Origin of the sequence: Streptomyces maremycinicus (genome assembly GCF_001184025.1) — a bacterium.
Classification (GTDB): Bacteria; Actinomycetota; Actinomycetes; order Streptomycetales; family Streptomycetaceae; genus Streptomyces; species Streptomyces maremycinicus.
The window spans coordinates 23,931-38,294 of record NZ_BBYG01000029.1; the positions used below are offsets into that span (position 1 = coordinate 23,931).

Sequence of the window (14,364 nt, forward strand, 5' to 3'; positions counted from 1 at the left end):
AAGCCAGACCGCTAGTTCCTCAGGGTGAGCGTCACGTCGGCCTTGTCGTCAGGCTGGCCCTCGGCCCAATTCTGCACGTGGATGCTCCTGGTACCGCTCGCTCCGGGGAAGAGAATCATATTTGCGAAGGCCGACGTACCGTCCAGATCGGTCGTGTCCTCGCTGGTCCCCTCGTAGAGCTCGACCTTGCCTTCAGTCACGCGGATGACTCCATTCGGATCGATTGAGAGCCTGTAGTGAACCTCGACCCTTATCTCTCCACCGCACTTGGCCCACGCCCGGATTCTCTTGTCCGTGCCGCTTGTGACTGTGCTTGGATTAAGCGTGAGGCCTCGGTTGCAGATTGTGTTCGGGCCGAAGTTCTCATAGTCCATGATCCGCCAGCTGATGTTTCCGGTCACTGTCCGCTGCGCAGCCTGGGCATTCGTTGCCAGAGCGGGGACCGCTATGGCTGCTGCCGCGGGAATGACGAGTGCCCGCCAGAGTACGGGCCATTCAAGGGTCTTACGCACACCTTTTACATTCATGGCGTTTCCCTCCATTGGCAATGGCTGCACGAGGCTGAAGCTCACGCGTTCGATGCCTCTCTACTTTTCTAAGTTACGCCGTCGGCCAATGGTGTGCATGTTGCTCAGCGCGTCAATCCTCGTTTGTTGAATGGTCTATTTAGTTCAGTGCGGTGACGGCTCTGGCGGCCTTATGTTGCTAACGCTCGGAGGGGGTTTGTTGGTGCATCAGGTGTCTATTGGCCTGGGATGTTGTGGGTTCGGTGAGGGGTGAGGTGGACCTGCCCCGGCGGCGGCGTCCCCGCTCTGTCTTCCCCTGGATGACGCCGGGGCCCTACGCTCGTGCGGTGTCCGGAAGGCAGAGTGCGGACGTCCGCAGCACCCGGGGGAGACCATGGACGTCGGAACGTTGATCCTGCTGGGGGCGTCCGGCGGTCTCTTACGCGGGCTCCTGGACGCCTACACCGGTTTCTCGCAGTGGCATGCGGCCCGGCGCGAGCACCGGCAGGGGGCCGCTGGCCCAGACACCGAGGTGCCGGTCTTCCAGGACTATGTAGATCCCGTCGCCGACTCGCTGGCGGCCGTCGTACACAGCGCCTTGGGGGCCGGCGCCGCCGTCCTCTTCGGCACGACCGGCCAGATCAGCGGGGCATACGCTGCCCTGGTCGTCGGGATGTCGGCTCCGCTGCTGCTCTCCCAACTGGGTCAGGCGCAGTCGGTGAGCGACACGATTCTGGGCGCTGCGCAAGCGCCGGGCAGCCAGTCGCCACAGACGCTTCCGCTCCCCGGGCAACCCTCGGCGGCCGACCGCCGGATTGAGGAGGCGTCGTGACCCGGCCTTCCTCGCGGACCCCTTCCGGGCTGGGGGCGAAACCATGGTGAGTGTTCCGCAGCACCTGCACAGTGAGGACCGTCAGGAGTACGAGCGGATCCTCGACGAGGCCCTGCGCTCCGCCCCGCACCATCCGGAACTGGCCGCTGTCGGACGGCGGCTCAACCCCGAACAGCTGCGCACGATGGCTCTCAACGCCACCGCACTCATCACGGCGGCGGCGGCAGCCGAGTACCAACACTTTGTGAAGGTCCGCGAAGAACTGCGCTACCCCGCAAGGGCGGCGGCCATTCCACACCGACCGGTGGCCGCTGCCCCGCTCCGCCGCCACAGCGCGGGAATCGGCCGACGCGTGCTCGCCCGCATCCTGGGCGTCGAATACCGGGCGGGCAGACGACAAGACAGGCCAGGATTGCGCCAGTTGCCTCTTCGGCAGCGGCTCGCCGCCGTATTCCTGGGAGCACGTCCGCGTCCCGTCGTACACCGCCAAGGACCCGCTCCGGCGAGGAGCGTGGCACAGTCGGGCAGTGCTGCAGCCCTTGCCATCATCTCGTCCCTCTTCTTCGGCGTGCTCGGTCTGCTGTGTCTGGTCTTGGGGTACGGGCTGAAGTGGCTCGGCTCGGCACCTGCCGTATCCGGCTGGCTGATCGTCTCAGGGCTTGTCCTGGGCGGGACCATGATTTTGGTGAGCCTTGGCGGGGCGATCCGTCTGATCGGCACCGCCCTGCGCGAAGCGAGCACCTCACCGGACGCCGGCCCCGATGCCCTGCTGAACGAGGAGGTGGCACGGGCCAAGGAGGCGTGGCGTCAGGCCTTGCTGGAGCGTGGCATCCTGCCGTTTCTGCGGGAGGCGCTCGCCGCGCCCGGCACGACTGCGGTAGTGCGCCCCGATTCCGCCCCGCCGGACCGGGCCGGTCGTATCCCGCCGATCGGCTACACCCGTCCCGCCTTCGGCCGTCCCGATGACGGCCCCTCTGAAGGCCCACGCCCCAGTTTCACCAGCCCGGACTTCACCAGCCCTGACTTCGGTGGCCCGGAACACCAGCGGGAATGACCGGACGGGGCCATCAAGGCCCGGACGTTGGCCCGCCGAGTCGCCGCAGAAGCCCCTGGCACGCACATACAGCCGGGGTACGGCGGCCGCGGGAGAGGGCAGAGCGTGGTGGGGCGGCTGGGCAAGGCTTGTGGGTGCACAGTCGCACGATGCGTGCGGTCCCGCGTAACGTGCGAAGGAAACGCGGGACCGCGGACCGCGGCCGTCCTGTAGAGCCGGGCAAAGCGACCGTACGACACCGCCCGCAGGCTGCGCGCCTGGCGCTCCGGTGCGGGGGCACCGCCGGACCCGTATGTCCGAAGGTGGCCGTCCGTCGCCAGCGGCGCCGCTCCCTCCGCCGCTGGCGACGGAGGAACAGTCTTGCGGAAGTGGAGGTGCGGGAACGGAACGTCCGCAGGATGTGCGCGGCACCCTGTGGAAGCGAGCCCGCTACGCGCAATAACGCCCTGGGCGCGTGCCTTCCCGGCCGAGCACTGGATCCACCTGCGGACCACGAATCCGATCGAGTCGACCTGACGGTTCGGGCCGTGGGAGACCGGTCTACAAGCGCCATCGCCGCTGGTCGGCGGACGGGATCTAGCAGATGCTCCTGTCGAAGGTGCAGGCCGCCGAAGACGCCGCGGGCGGCATCGACTGGGACGTGTCGGTGGACTCCACGGCGGTGCGTGCCCACCAGCACGCCGCCGGCGCACGGAAGACGCCGTCCGCCACGGTTCTTCAAAGGGGGCCCGGCCGGGGGACGAACCAGGTCGATCCGGTGCTTCGGAAACTGGCCGTCCGACTGGAGGAGGTGGTCAGATCGGCGAATGTCTGGGACGCTCCCGCGGCGGCTTCACCACCAAGATCCACCTCGCAGCCGACGGACGATGCCGACCCCTCGCCTTCCTCCTGACACCCGGACATTACGGAGACGGTCCCCAACTCCGGCCCGTCCTGGAGCAGGTGTCGGTGCCCCGCATCGGAGTGGGCCGGCCCCGAACCCGGCCCGACCATGTGCTGGCCGACAAGGCCTACACGTCCCGCGAAAACCGCCGCTACCTGCGACGACGCGGGATATCACACACCATCCCCGAGCGACTCGACCAGCGCAGACACCGCCATGCCCGCGGTTCTCGCGGCGGCCGGCCCACCGGGTTCGACCGCGAGCACTACAAGAAACGCAACACCGTCGAGCGGGCCATCAACCGCCTGAAAGGCTTCCGTGCCGTCGCCACACGCTACGAGAAACGGGCCTACATCTACCTCGGCACCGTCACCCTCGCCGCACTCATCATCTGGCTCCGCACATGATCCGAGAAACAGTCCCTAGAGCCGATCCACGAACCCAGCCCGCCCGGCATCAGCGCTCGACTCCTCAAAGACGTGGAGCGCCACTTCATCTACCAGTACACATGGCAGGGTGCGGACCTCCTGAACCGTGGAACCGCCGATGAAGATGCTTCGGCCTACATCTGGATGCAGCAGCAGATGGATCTCGCCTATAGGTATGAACCGTCAGTTCCCTACTGGGATGAGAAGGCCGAGGAGTGGGATTGGGAGAAGCCCGAACCCCCACCACACTGGGACTCCCTCCGGCGCTGGCGCTACCGGGTCCGAGGTGCCCTCTGCCCTGAATGCGACGCCCAACCAGGCCAGCCATGCCGCCTGCAGCAAACAGCCGCATCAAGGCGACAGGGGCCCTCGAATCACCTGCGACGCGTTGCTGCCAGGGTTCGATACGACATTGCCCGAGAAAATCGACCAGGAGAACACCGCTACCGCCTATTTGTGAGCTAAGTGCCCGCAGCGAGGAGATTGGCGGTGTTAGTTCGCAAAACCAGGCCGGGACGGCCACCTTGTACAGTCAGGCGCCTGGGACCTGCTGACGCTCCTGGAGGCGGCCGGTGACCTCCTGGCCGTCGGGCAGGACCACGATGAGGTCGGCCCCGGCAGCGTGAACACTGCGGCAGCCGGTCGGAAAGCCTGAGCAGATCCATGGCCAGTCCCCTTGCTCTGGACGTGGCCCTCCACTCAAGACCGCTGATCTACGCCGTCAACCCCTCCCGCAACGGTGGGGTGCCCGGGCACGGAATCTGTCCACAGGGGAACGGGTGTCTGCTGAAGGAATGATCGACAGCGACGACACGCAGCCGCGGCCCCGCGCCGCAACAGCGTCCTGGACGCCCTCAAGCGCGCGGAGCCCAAGGTGTTCACCCGGCCCGCGCCGAAATCCGCAAAGGCCCAGATCGAATTCCTCTACACGCGCGCCAAGAAGTCGACGAAGGCCCTCGCCGAACAACTGGGTGTCTCGCCCCGTACCGTGCAGCGCTACCGCGCCGGACAGCAAACGAAGCCTCAGCAGAGGCTCCAGGCGGCCCTGGTGGAGGAGACTAAATCCCAGTGGCAACCGCAGGTCAGAGCACAGGCTCGGGAGCGCGCGGCGACCGCCAGCGGCATGATGGTGGAGGTGACGGCCTACTTCGGATTCACCTGCACGGGCAGCTCGGACGACGGCCGCGAGCGCACCATCACCACGCCGGTCTCGCCCACCTACGCCGCGCAGATCCTCCAGCTCCAGGAGGCGGTGCGACGGAGGAGGATCTGCATCCGATCGTCGCGGAGGCCATCACCGAATCGTATTTCACAGAATTGGGCACCCGCGCCGATCGCCTGCGCGCGGATTTCACGCACGTTCAGGCCATCGAGTTCCTATTCTGGCGCGGCCCAATTTCGGGCCTGCTATAAAGAAATCCGGCGGGTCGTCGTACAGTGCTCTGGCGGCGGCCCGTTCTGATTCCTCACCATGAATGCGAGGTCGAAGATGACCAGGATGTGGCCGCTCGGCGGTACCCGTCGACCGCTCGCCCCGCGCGTCGCTGTGCCCCGCGAACCGGTCCGGGCGCCCCGGCGCGACCACCAGCTGCCTGTTCGAGGCCGCGGAGGGCGAAAAATCCCCCGGACGCCGGCACTGGGGCGACGGGCGCCCGGTTGCTGAGTGGTCACGCCGGTCGACTCCGACGCTCATTGCACGGTCGAGCGTTATCGGCCTCGTGTGAGTCAGGCCGGTTTGATCGATACGTCGTCGATCACCCAGTACCAGTTGTTTCCGCCGGTGTAACGGAACCGGACCCGGGCGGTCCTGGCGCCGGACGGCACCTGGAGGGTCACCTTCTCGACCCGGGAGGAGGTGTCCGCGGTGTAGGTCTTCACGGTGACGGGCGCGGCGCCGTCGTAGGAGACGAGCACCTCACCCTTCTGCGGTGCCTCGTGGCGGTAGTACGTGGTGTACGTGAGTGTGGCCGGCGCGCCCGCGGTGACCGGATACGGCGGGCTGACCAGGGCGGAGTCGAAGCTGCCGGAGAAGGCCTTGTCCGCCCACTCGTCGCCGTCGGCGACCGCGAAGACGTTCCGGGCGCGGATGTTGCCCTCGCGGTTCTGGTCGGCCTGCGCCTTGGTCCAGAACTCGTCCGTGGTGAAGGACCAGCCGCGCCACTCGGTGACACCGCCGGTGCCCATCGCGGAGTTGTCGACGGACCAGCCGCTCGGCGGGGTGTGCGTGAAGCCGATCACCGCCGCGCCGATGCCGGTCTCGTCGACGCGGGTGGCGAGCTGCGGGCGCAGTGCGTCGAAGTCGTCGGGGGCGGGCTGCTGGACGGGCCGTCCGTCGAGCCCCCAGGCCGGGTCGATGGCGATGCCGAGGTGTGCGAGGGCGGAGGCGGCGATGTCCGGCATCTTGACGTCGTAGCGCACGGCACCGGCGGTCAGGGTGGGGCCGGTCGCGATCATGAAGGTCTGCCGCTCGGGCCAGCTCGATCCGCCGTGGCCGCCCGCGTCGGTGTGCCCGTGGTCGGCCGTGACCATGATCAGCCAGTCCTCGGAGGCGTACGTGGCGCGGGACTTGACCGCGGCGACCATCTGCCCGACCTGGGTGTCGACGCCGTGGACGGCGTCCAGGTACTGCTGGCTGGCGGCGCCGTAGCTGTGGCCCGCGTGGTCGACGTTGTCGAGCTGGACGAACACCGCGTCCGGGTTGGCGTCCCGCAGCTGGGCCACGGCCCGGGAGGTGGTGCCGGTGTCGTACTCGGCGCTCGGGGTGGACACGCGGGTGTCGACCTTGGAGGAGAAGACGGTGTCCGTCAGCGGCGCCCAGGAGGAGACGGCGTACGTGGACAGGGAGGGCTTGGCGGTCTCGATACGGGTGAGGAAGTCCGGGTACTGGGCGAACTTCTGGCCGGTGAAGGTGTTGTCCTTGACGTTGTGCTTGTCGGGCCAGACGCCGGTGATGAGGGTGGACCAGCCGGGCCCGGAGAGGGTGGGCGCGAACGGGTTGGCGTAGATGCTGCTGGGCGCGGTGAGGCCCGCCGCCATCAGGGCGTCGAGGTTGGGGGCGTCGGCGTCCTTGACGCGGTTCAGCAGGGTGCCGTCGAGGCCGATGACGAGGACCTTGGGGGTCTTGGCGGCGGCGCGGGCGACTGACGCGAGCGGTCCGGCGGCGAGGGCGAGGCCGGCCGCGGAGGCCAGCAGGGAGCGACGGGACATGCGTGACGACACGTGATCCTCCGGGAGGGGGACGAGGGTGTGGAGCACGGATGGAACGACGAGGGGTGGTGGGTGCCGGGCACGGCGACGCCCCCGGCGGTTCGGGTCCAGGGGCCTCGCGGGTGGCACGAATGGAGCGTGCGGCTTGGGTGGCGCGGACGCGGCCGACGGCCTGTCGTACGACCGCCGTTGGGTTGCCGGTGTCTCAACTGCGGCCGGTCCGGCTGTCGGTGGTTCAACTGCCGGTGGCGGACTTCCAGTCCTCGACGTACGTGGTGAGGTTCTCGTCGATGTCCGCCCAATCGGGCTCGAAGACCTCGACGCCGTCCATGAGCTCGGTCAGCGCGATGGCGTTGGCGTCGGTGGCTTTGACGTCGGAGCGGACGGAGAAGCCGCCGCCGATCTCACTGACCTGCTGCTGCGCCGTGGCGGACAGCATGAAGTCGAGGAGCTTCCTGCCGTTCGCGGTGTGCGGGGCCTTGGTGACGAGACCGGCGGCGTAGGGGAGCGCGAAGGTGGTCGGCCTGCCGACGGCGTCTGTGGCCTTGTCGGTGGCCTGCGGGAACCAGATGCCGAGGTTCGGCATGTCCTTGGACTGCGCGTAGTTCATCTGGACGTCGCCGTTGGCGACCAGCAGTTCGCCCTTGTCGACCTTGGGAGCGAGCTTGCCTGTGGAGGCGGACGGGCCGACGTTGTTGGACTGGAGCTTCTTCAGGTAGGCGAGTGCCGCTTCCTTGCCGCCGAAGTCGTGGATCGCCTTGATCAGCACGGCGGTTCCGTCGCCGGCGACACCGGGGGTGGAGTACTGGAGCTTGTTCTTGTACGTGCCGTCGAGCAGTTCGTCCCAGGTGGTGGGCGCCTGCTTCAGCTCCTTCTTGTTGTAGACGAAGCCGAAGTAGTTGTTGACGACGGAGGTCCAGGTGGCGTCGGCGGCCTTGTCGGCGGCGTCGACCTGGTCGGAGCCCTTGGGTGCGTACTTCTGGAGCAGGCCCTTGCCGTCGGCCTGCTGGATGAACGGCGGGAGGGTGACGAGCACGTCGGCCTGCGGGTTGGTCTTCTCACGGGCGGCTCGCTGGACCATCTCACCCGAACCCCCCTCGACATACTTGACCTTGACGCCGGTCTGCTTCTCGAAGTCCTTGAAGACCTGGTCGTACCAGCCGTCGCCGTTCTCGCCCTTGAGGCCGTCCGCGCTGTACACGGTGACGACCTCGGCGTCGGCGGCGGCCGAGTCGCCGGCGCACGCGGTGAGCGAGCCGGCGAGGACGAGGCTGCCGGTCGCGGCGGCGATCGGGACGAGGCGGAGCGAGCGGGTGTTTCTGGGCATGGCGAGGTCAACTCCTTGCGTGGGCAAGAGATTTGAGGGGGATCCGGTGGAACGGATCAGTGGATCGGCGGATCAGCGGTAAGAGGCCTTGGTGCGGATCCGGGAGACGGCGAACAGCACGAGCACCGTCGCCGCCATGAGGACCACGGCGAGCGCGGAGCCGGTGAACAGGGCGCCGCGGTCCGTGGCCGCGTAGATCTGGACGGGAAGCGGGGTCCAGTCCGGCGGGTAGAGCATCATCGTGGCGCTCAACTCGCCCATGGACAGGGCGAAGCAGAGGCCCGCTGCGGCGGTGAGCGAGGGCAGCAGCAGCGGGAGCCGCACCCGCCACAGCACGTAGGAGGGCCGGGCGCCGAGGGACGCGGCGGCCTGTTCGTAGGCCGGGTCGAGACGCATGATGGCGGCCGACACCGACTGGTGGGCGAACGCCGTGACGAGAACGGCGTGCGCGAGGACGACGATCCACCGGGTGCCGTTGAGCAGCACCGGCGGCTTGGAGAAGGCGACCAGGATCGCCAGCCCGACGACGACGGACGGCACGGCCACCGGCAGCATGAACAGCGCGTCCAGCAGGCGCTTTCCGCCCCTTTTCAGGGCGTGACCGGCGAGCGCCGCCCAGGTCCCCACGACGAGCGCGAGCACGCTCGCCGTGAGGGCGGTGACCAGGCTGGTGGTGAGGGCCTGGAGGGATTCGCCGCGAGTGGCGACGCTGTAGTGCCCGGTGGTGAAGCCGGACGGGAAGGCGCTCGACCAGTTCGTGGCGAACGACGCGGCGAGGACGACGAGCAGAGGCAGGGCGAAAATGGGCAGAAAGAGGAGGAAGAAGACGGCCCAGGTGGCCCACTTCCCTCTGCGGCTATGCACCAACACGGCGGCTCACCACCCGGTAGAGGCCGTAAAAACCCACGGAGATCGAGATGTTGACGACGGCGACGACGCACGCTCCCGGATAGTCGGACTCCAGGATCGCCTTGCCGTACACGAGCATCGGCAAGGTGGTGACCCCCTTGGCCCCGGTGAACAGGACGATGCCGAACTCGTTGAGGCACAGCACCAGGACCAGGCTGCCGCCGGCGGCGAGTGCGGGCAGGGCCTCGGGCAGGACGATCTGCCGCACGATCCGGGCGGGCCGGGCGCCGAGCGAGGAGGCCACCTCCAGCTGACCGGTGTCAATGCCGGAGAAGGCGGCGAGCAGCGGCCGCATCACGAACGGTGTGAAGTACGTGATCTCCGCGAGGAGCACGCCCCAGGGCGTGGTGAGGAACTGGAAGGGTCCCTCGGCCGCTCCGGTGGCGCCCGTCCAGAGTCCGTTGGCCATGCCGACGGTGCCGTAGACGAACAGCAGCGCGAGCGTGATCAAGAAGGACGGAAAGGACAGGAAGACGTCGATGAACTTGGCGACCGCCTTCCCGCCGGGGAACGGCACGAAGGCGATGACCACGGCGAGTACGAAGCCGAGGACCAGACAACCGACGGTGGATCCGAGTGCCAGCCACACCGTGGTGCCGAGCGCCTCCCGGAACGCGGTCGAGGCGAACACGTCCGCGTAGGCCCGCGCCGAGGTCCCTCCGGTGTCCGGGCGGAACGACTGCTGCACGACCAGCCCGAGCGGATAGAGGAACACCGTCCCGAGCACGGCGACCGGGGGCAGGGCCCAGACCCAGGAGGGAATTCCGGTCCTGGTCCTGGTGGCCGCCTTCGCCGGGGCGGCGACCGCGGCGCTAGCCATCCCGGCTCCCCTGGTCGGCGGCTCCCACCGTCTCCCTGACGGCGACGGGAGCCGACCGTTCGGGTGTGACACCGGCGGAGAGCAGGACCGCGTCCTCCGGCCCGAAGTGCACGGTGATCTCGTCTCCGAGGGCGGGCGGCTGCCGCAGTTCCCGCAGGTCGGCCATGACCCGGTGGCCCGCCACCTCGATGTACAGCCGATGGGTGGCCCCCCGCCACTGCACCTCGATGACCGACCCGGTCAGGGCGTTGGGCCCGGCGCCGAGCCCGACGAGGTGCGGGCGCACGCACAGCGTGGCCGTCGTACCCCGGGCGGCGTCACGGGTCGGAACCTTCAGTTCGGTCCCGGAGAAGTCCACCCCGCCCGACCCCACCGTCACCGGCAGCAGGTTCGCGTTGCCCACGAAGGACGCCGTGAACTCGGTACGGGGCGCCCGGTACAGCTCCCGGGGTGTGCCGACGTCCTGGAGGCGGGCCTTGTCCATGACGGCGATCCGGTCGGCCAAGGTCAGCGCCTCGACCTGGTCGTGGGTGACATAGAGGATCGACACGTGGGGCAACTCGCGGTGCAGGCGGGCGAGTTCGGAGAGCATCCCGGAGCGGAGCCGGGCGTCGAGAGCGGACAGCGGTTCGTCGAGCAGGAGGACGCCGGGCCGGATGGCGAGAGCCCGCGCGATGGCGACGCGCTGTTGCTGTCCGCCGGACAGTTCGCGCGGGTGGCGTCGCGCGTACGCCGCCATCCCGGTCATCTCCAGTGCTTCGGCCACCCGCCCGCGGATCTCGTCCTTGGGGGCCTTCTGCGCCTTGAGTCCGAAGGCGACGTTGTCCTCGACCCGCATGTGCGGAAAGAGGGCGTACTGCTGGACGACCATGCCGATCCCGCGCCGGTGCGGCGGCAGACCGGTCACGTCACGGTCGCCGATGAACACCCGCCCGGCGGCGGGCCGCACGAATCCGGCGACGGCCCGCAGCGCGGTGGTCTTGCCCGAGCCGGACGGTCCCAGCAGGGCCATCACCTCGCCGGGCTCGACGGTCAGGTCGAGGGAGTCGAGGACCGTGGTGCCGCCGTAGGCGACGGACACCCGGTCGAAGCGGAGCCCGCTGCTCATCGTCGGTCCCCGCCGGTACCGGTGAACTCACCCAGCAGGGCGCGCAGTTCGGCCACCGACCCGAGGACGTGCCCGGCCCCGGCGGCGCGCAGCGCGTTCTCGTCGTGCGCCCCGGTGAGGACGCCGGCGACGAGTCCGGCGCCGGCGCGGACACCGCCGAGCATGTCGTAGGAGGTGTCGCCCATGACGGCGGTCTGCCGGACCCCCTCGGCGGCCTTGGTGCGCAGGAACGCCTCCAGGACCATGTCGGGGTAGGGGCGTCCGCGTCCGCCGGCGTCCGCCGGGCACAGCGTGAGCGGCACCAGGTCCTGCCAGCCGAGGGCGGCGAGGATGGCGTCCTGGGTGACGCGGGCGAACCCGGTGGTCAGGACGACGGTCCGGCCGCCCGCCTGGAGTTCCTCGATGGCCTCACGCGCCCCGGCGATCGGCGCGACGGCGCCGCCGTCGACGAGTTCCCCGTACGCCTTCTCGAACGCGGCGTTGGCGCGCTGGGCGAGGGACTCCTCGCCGAAGAGGTGCCGGAAGACGGAGATCTTGGACTCGCCCATCGTGGCGCGGACGTAGTCGAGCTTCTCCGCGTGGTCCGCGGACCCGGGCTCCACGCCCAGCTCTCCGGCGGCCGAGGCGAAGGCCCGCTCCACGAGGCCGCCGTCGGCCACGGTGGTGCCGGCCATGTCGAGCACCACCAGTCGTATCTCGTTCAGCTCGTTCAAATCGGTCACCATCCCAGCTCGTCGGCGGTGGTCTCCGCGATCGCGGGTGAGCAGGTCATGCCGCGCCCGCCGGGCCCGGTGACCAGCCACACCCCGTCCCGTACGCGCTGGCGGTGCACGACCCGGCTGGTGTCGACGCACTGCGCGTACACCCCGGCCCAGCGGCGCCGGATCCTCGGCAGCGGGCGGCCGAGGAAGGACTCGACGACCTCGGTGAGGTGGTCGTAGGGGTCTTCGAGGGTGTCGAAGGCGAAGGGGAGCTCGTACTCGTGGGTGTCGCCGATGGTCAGCCCGCCGTCCGCGCGCTGCACCATGAGGAGCTGCATACGGTGCTCGGCGGCGGTCGGCGTCTGCGGCTGCCCGGCGTTGAGGGCGTCGAGCGCCTCGCTGCGGTAGGCGGGGTAGTAGCGGAAGCTGTCCGCGTCGGCGACGGAGGTGGTGAGCGGCTCGCCCAGCGGGGCGGTCTGCATCATCTGGAGGCGCACCCGCCGTACGGGCAGGTCGGGTCCGGCCAGTTCGCGGACGAGACCGCCGAGCCAGGCGCCGGTGCACAACACCACGACGTCACCGGTGTGGACGTCGCCGTGGTCGTCGCGGACGGCGTTCCCGCCGATCACCTCGCGCACCTCGCGGCCCGGCAGGAAGGTGTAGTCCGGGGACCTCAGCAGCTCGGCGCGCAGCGAGACCTGGGCGGTGCGCGGCTCGACGGCCGCGTCGCGCTCGCAGAACAGGGCGGCCTCGAAGGTCCCGCGCAGGGCGGGGTTCACGGCGCGCGCCTCACCCGCGGTGAGCAGCTTGTAGCCGCGGGCCGCCGCGTCGTCGCGGGCCAGGGCGGCCTCGGCGACGGCGAGTTCGCGCGGGTTGCGCAGCGGGGTCAGCGATCCGCAGCCCCGGAAGCCGAGACCCGGGACCCGGGCGCCGATCTCCTCCCACAGCTCCCGCGCCCGCAGGGCGGTGTCGAGCTCCTCTCCTCCGGCTCGGCCACTCACCCAGATCTGGCCGAAGTTGCGCAGCGAGGCCCCGCGGGCCTCCGCCTCACGCTCGATCTGTACGACCCGGTGGCCGCGTTCTATTGCGTGCCAGGCGTGCAGGGTGCCCACCACGCCGGCTCCGACGACTATCACTCTCACAACGGCCACGCTCCTCGGTACGGGGGAATCGGAAAGGTCCGGACAGCAACCAGATGGTGAACTGCCCATCACGTTTGGGCTAGACCCGTTATCATTCCGTGATCAATGGGTGGCGCTGATCAGCCTCTCCCCGGTCGGGGATCGGGTGCGGCGGGGCATGCAATGCTCGCTGCTGCGAAGGGAGTTGCGACGTCCCGAGCTCACGCAGGAGGGCATCCGCGCGATGCCGACGCCCGTCGTGCCTCGCCAGCTCGCCAGCTCGCCAGCTCGCCAGCTCGCCAGCTCGGCACAGGTCGGCACAGGTCGGCCCAAGGCCCCCCATGCGGCGGGGGCTCACCAGGAACGCTCAACCACCGAGATGCGCGGTGAACGAGAACCGGTCCCCCCGGTACAGGGTCCGCACCCGCTCCAGCGGTCTGCCCTGGGTGTCCCGCGAGACCCGGTGGATCAGCAGCATCGGCAGCGCGGGAGGTGTCCCGATCAGCAGCGCCTCGCGCGGGGTGGCCAGTACGGTCTCGATCCGCTCGTCCGCGTCACCGAAAGCGATACCGATCCGTTCGTTGAGGTACGCGTAGAACGACGAGTCGGGGTCGAAGTCCCGGTCGAGGTCGGGAACCCGCCGGACCGCCACGTACGTACTCTCCAGGCCCATCCGCTCGTCATCCGCGAGCAGCACCCGCTCCAGATGCCAGACCGGTTCACCCCGCTCGAACCCCGCCTCGGCGGCGAGCGCCTCCGGACAGGGGAACCGGTCGAGGGAGATGAGGGAGCGTCCGGGGGTGAGCCCCTGCCGCCGGACACCCTCGGTGTAACTCGCGAGCGACAGCGGCTGCTCCAGCTTGGGACCGGCGACCACCGTGCCGCGCCCCTGTCGCCGCAGCTTCCCTTCGAGCAGCAGCTCCCGGAGTGCCTGCCGTACGGTCTCGCGGGCGACCCCGTACTTCTCCGACAGATCCCGCTCGGTCGGCAGGAGCCCGCCTTCACCCAGTTCGTCGACGAGCCGCGCGATGTGCGCCTTCACCGCGTAGTACTTCGGGATGCGGCCGTGCTCCGGGATGCCGGAGCGGACGGGGGCGCCAGGGTCCTGGTCGTGCGTAGGGTCCACGGAAACGATCGTCGCAGACGGCGTCACGGTCCTGACAGCCAGGTGCTGCCGGGCCGACTGACGCCCGCTGGTGACCCGGATCCAAGCCACTGGCGTGCGCCCCGCATTGATCGGCCTGTCGAACCAAGAGTTAACTCAAGGCCGAAGGAAAGTCGTGTCGGGGATATTGACCGCGCATCACAGAGGCGGGATGGTCGGGAGAGCGCTCTCCCGCATGACCTGCCCCGCAGCGAGGAGAACCCCCGCTGTACCCGTGCCGCCCCCGGGCGACCCCTGCCTCACACCGCCGGTCGTGAGGACTCCGGTTCCCTTCCGGGCCGGGATCTCATGTCCCCGCGCCCG

General features: G+C 69.3%; 12 protein-coding genes and 1 pseudogene. 4 read left to right on the forward strand and 9 right to left on the reverse strand.

Annotated features, from left to right (window positions below; genetic code table 11):
- Nucleotides 1-11: 11 nt before the first annotated feature.
- Nucleotides 12-572, reverse strand: coding sequence for a hypothetical protein (locus AOQ37_RS40665; protein WP_159401437.1), 561 nt, complete (start codon nucleotides 570-572; stop codon nucleotides 12-14).
- A 328-nt stretch (nucleotides 573-900) separates the two neighbouring features.
- On the opposite strand from AOQ37_RS40665, the gene AOQ37_RS37310 reads away from it, so the two are divergent.
- From AOQ37_RS37310 to tpg, 4 genes and pseudogenes are all read left to right on the forward strand, one after another.
- Nucleotides 901-1,338 (forward strand): hypothetical protein, encoded by a 438-nt coding sequence (locus AOQ37_RS37310; protein ID WP_062651519.1) that lies wholly within the window; start codon nucleotides 901-903, stop codon nucleotides 1,336-1,338.
- A gap of 43 nt (nucleotides 1,339-1,381) precedes the next feature.
- Entirely contained in the window at nucleotides 1,382-2,392 is a 1,011-nt protein-coding gene (locus AOQ37_RS41665; RefSeq protein WP_062651521.1) for a hypothetical protein, read from the forward strand.
- Between the two features lie 516 nt (nucleotides 2,393-2,908).
- A pseudogene (locus AOQ37_RS39410) lies at nucleotides 2,909-3,682 on the forward strand (IS5 family transposase); the annotation flags it as partial.
- Nucleotides 3,683-4,577: 895 nt separating this feature from the next.
- Nucleotides 4,578-5,165 carry a telomere-protecting terminal protein Tpg gene (gene tpg, locus AOQ37_RS37330; protein WP_234437142.1) on the forward strand — a complete coding sequence of 196 codons (588 nt, stop codon included), beginning with the start codon at nucleotides 4,578-4,580 and terminating at the stop codon, nucleotides 5,163-5,165.
- A gap of 263 nt (nucleotides 5,166-5,428) precedes the next feature.
- Here the strand turns inward: tpg and AOQ37_RS37335 are convergent, their stop codons facing one another.
- The 8 genes from AOQ37_RS37335 to AOQ37_RS37370 all read right to left on the reverse strand — a co-directional run bounded on the left by AOQ37_RS37335 (nucleotide 5,429) and on the right by AOQ37_RS37370 (nucleotide 14,022).
- A complete protein-coding gene (locus AOQ37_RS37335) occupies nucleotides 5,429-6,910 on the reverse strand; it encodes an alkaline phosphatase family protein (protein WP_107085401.1) in 1,482 nt (493 codons plus the stop codon).
- A gap of 235 nt (nucleotides 6,911-7,145) precedes the next feature.
- Nucleotides 7,146-8,237: a 2-aminoethylphosphonate ABC transporter substrate-binding protein gene (locus AOQ37_RS37340; protein WP_062651525.1), complete on the reverse strand. Its 1,092-nt coding sequence runs from the start codon at nucleotides 8,235-8,237 to the stop codon at nucleotides 7,146-7,148.
- Between the two features lie 72 nt (nucleotides 8,238-8,309).
- Nucleotides 8,310-9,107, reverse strand: a complete 798-nt coding sequence (locus AOQ37_RS37345; RefSeq protein WP_062651526.1) for an ABC transporter permease — start codon at nucleotides 9,105-9,107, stop codon at nucleotides 8,310-8,312.
- Nucleotides 9,094-9,966: a 2-aminoethylphosphonate ABC transporter permease subunit gene (locus tag AOQ37_RS37350; RefSeq protein WP_062651527.1), complete on the reverse strand. Its 873-nt coding sequence runs from the start codon at nucleotides 9,964-9,966 to the stop codon at nucleotides 9,094-9,096. The genes AOQ37_RS37345 and AOQ37_RS37350 overlap by 14 nt, the downstream gene beginning before the upstream one ends.
- Complete coding sequence (locus AOQ37_RS37355) at nucleotides 9,959-11,074, reverse strand: ABC transporter ATP-binding protein (protein WP_078890577.1); 1,116 nt, start codon at nucleotides 11,072-11,074, stop codon at nucleotides 9,959-9,961. Before AOQ37_RS37355 ends, AOQ37_RS37350 begins: the two co-directional genes overlap by 8 nt.
- On the reverse strand, nucleotides 11,071-11,799 hold the full coding sequence (locus AOQ37_RS37360) for an HAD family hydrolase (protein WP_062651528.1): 729 nt from the start codon (nucleotides 11,797-11,799) through the stop codon (nucleotides 11,071-11,073). The genes AOQ37_RS37355 and AOQ37_RS37360 overlap by 4 nt, the downstream gene beginning before the upstream one ends.
- Nucleotides 11,793-12,917, reverse strand: a complete 1,125-nt coding sequence (locus AOQ37_RS37365; RefSeq protein ID WP_062651529.1) for a TIGR03364 family FAD-dependent oxidoreductase — start codon at nucleotides 12,915-12,917, stop codon at nucleotides 11,793-11,795. The genes AOQ37_RS37360 and AOQ37_RS37365 overlap by 7 nt, the downstream gene beginning before the upstream one ends.
- Before the next feature lie 346 nt (nucleotides 12,918-13,263).
- On the reverse strand, nucleotides 13,264-14,022 hold the full coding sequence (locus tag AOQ37_RS37370) for a GntR family transcriptional regulator (RefSeq protein ID WP_062651530.1): 759 nt from the start codon (nucleotides 14,020-14,022) through the stop codon (nucleotides 13,264-13,266).
- Nucleotides 14,023-14,364 lie beyond the last annotated feature (342 nt).

Excerpts from the sequence above, each read along its gene's own strand:
- AOQ37_RS41665 (WP_062651521.1), top strand. The coding sequence starts at position 1,382 with ATGGTGAGTGTTCCGCAGCACCTGCACAGTGAGGACCGTCAGGAGTAC.
- AOQ37_RS37360 (WP_062651528.1), bottom strand. The coding sequence starts at position 11,799 with ATGGTGACCGATTTGAACGAGCTGAACGAGATACGACTGGTGGTGCTC.
- AOQ37_RS37350 (WP_062651527.1), bottom strand. The coding sequence starts at position 9,966 with ATGGCTAGCGCCGCGGTCGCCGCCCCGGCGAAGGCGGCCACCAGGACC.
- AOQ37_RS37310 (WP_062651519.1), top strand. The coding sequence starts at position 901 with ATGGACGTCGGAACGTTGATCCTGCTGGGGGCGTCCGGCGGTCTCTTA.
- AOQ37_RS37355 (WP_078890577.1), bottom strand. The coding sequence starts at position 11,074 with ATGAGCAGCGGGCTCCGCTTCGACCGGGTGTCCGTCGCCTACGGCGGC.
- AOQ37_RS37340 (WP_062651525.1), bottom strand. The coding sequence starts at position 8,237 with ATGCCCAGAAACACCCGCTCGCTCCGCCTCGTCCCGATCGCCGCCGCG.
- AOQ37_RS37335 (WP_107085401.1), bottom strand. The coding sequence starts at position 6,910 with ATGTCCCGTCGCTCCCTGCTGGCCTCCGCGGCCGGCCTCGCCCTCGCC.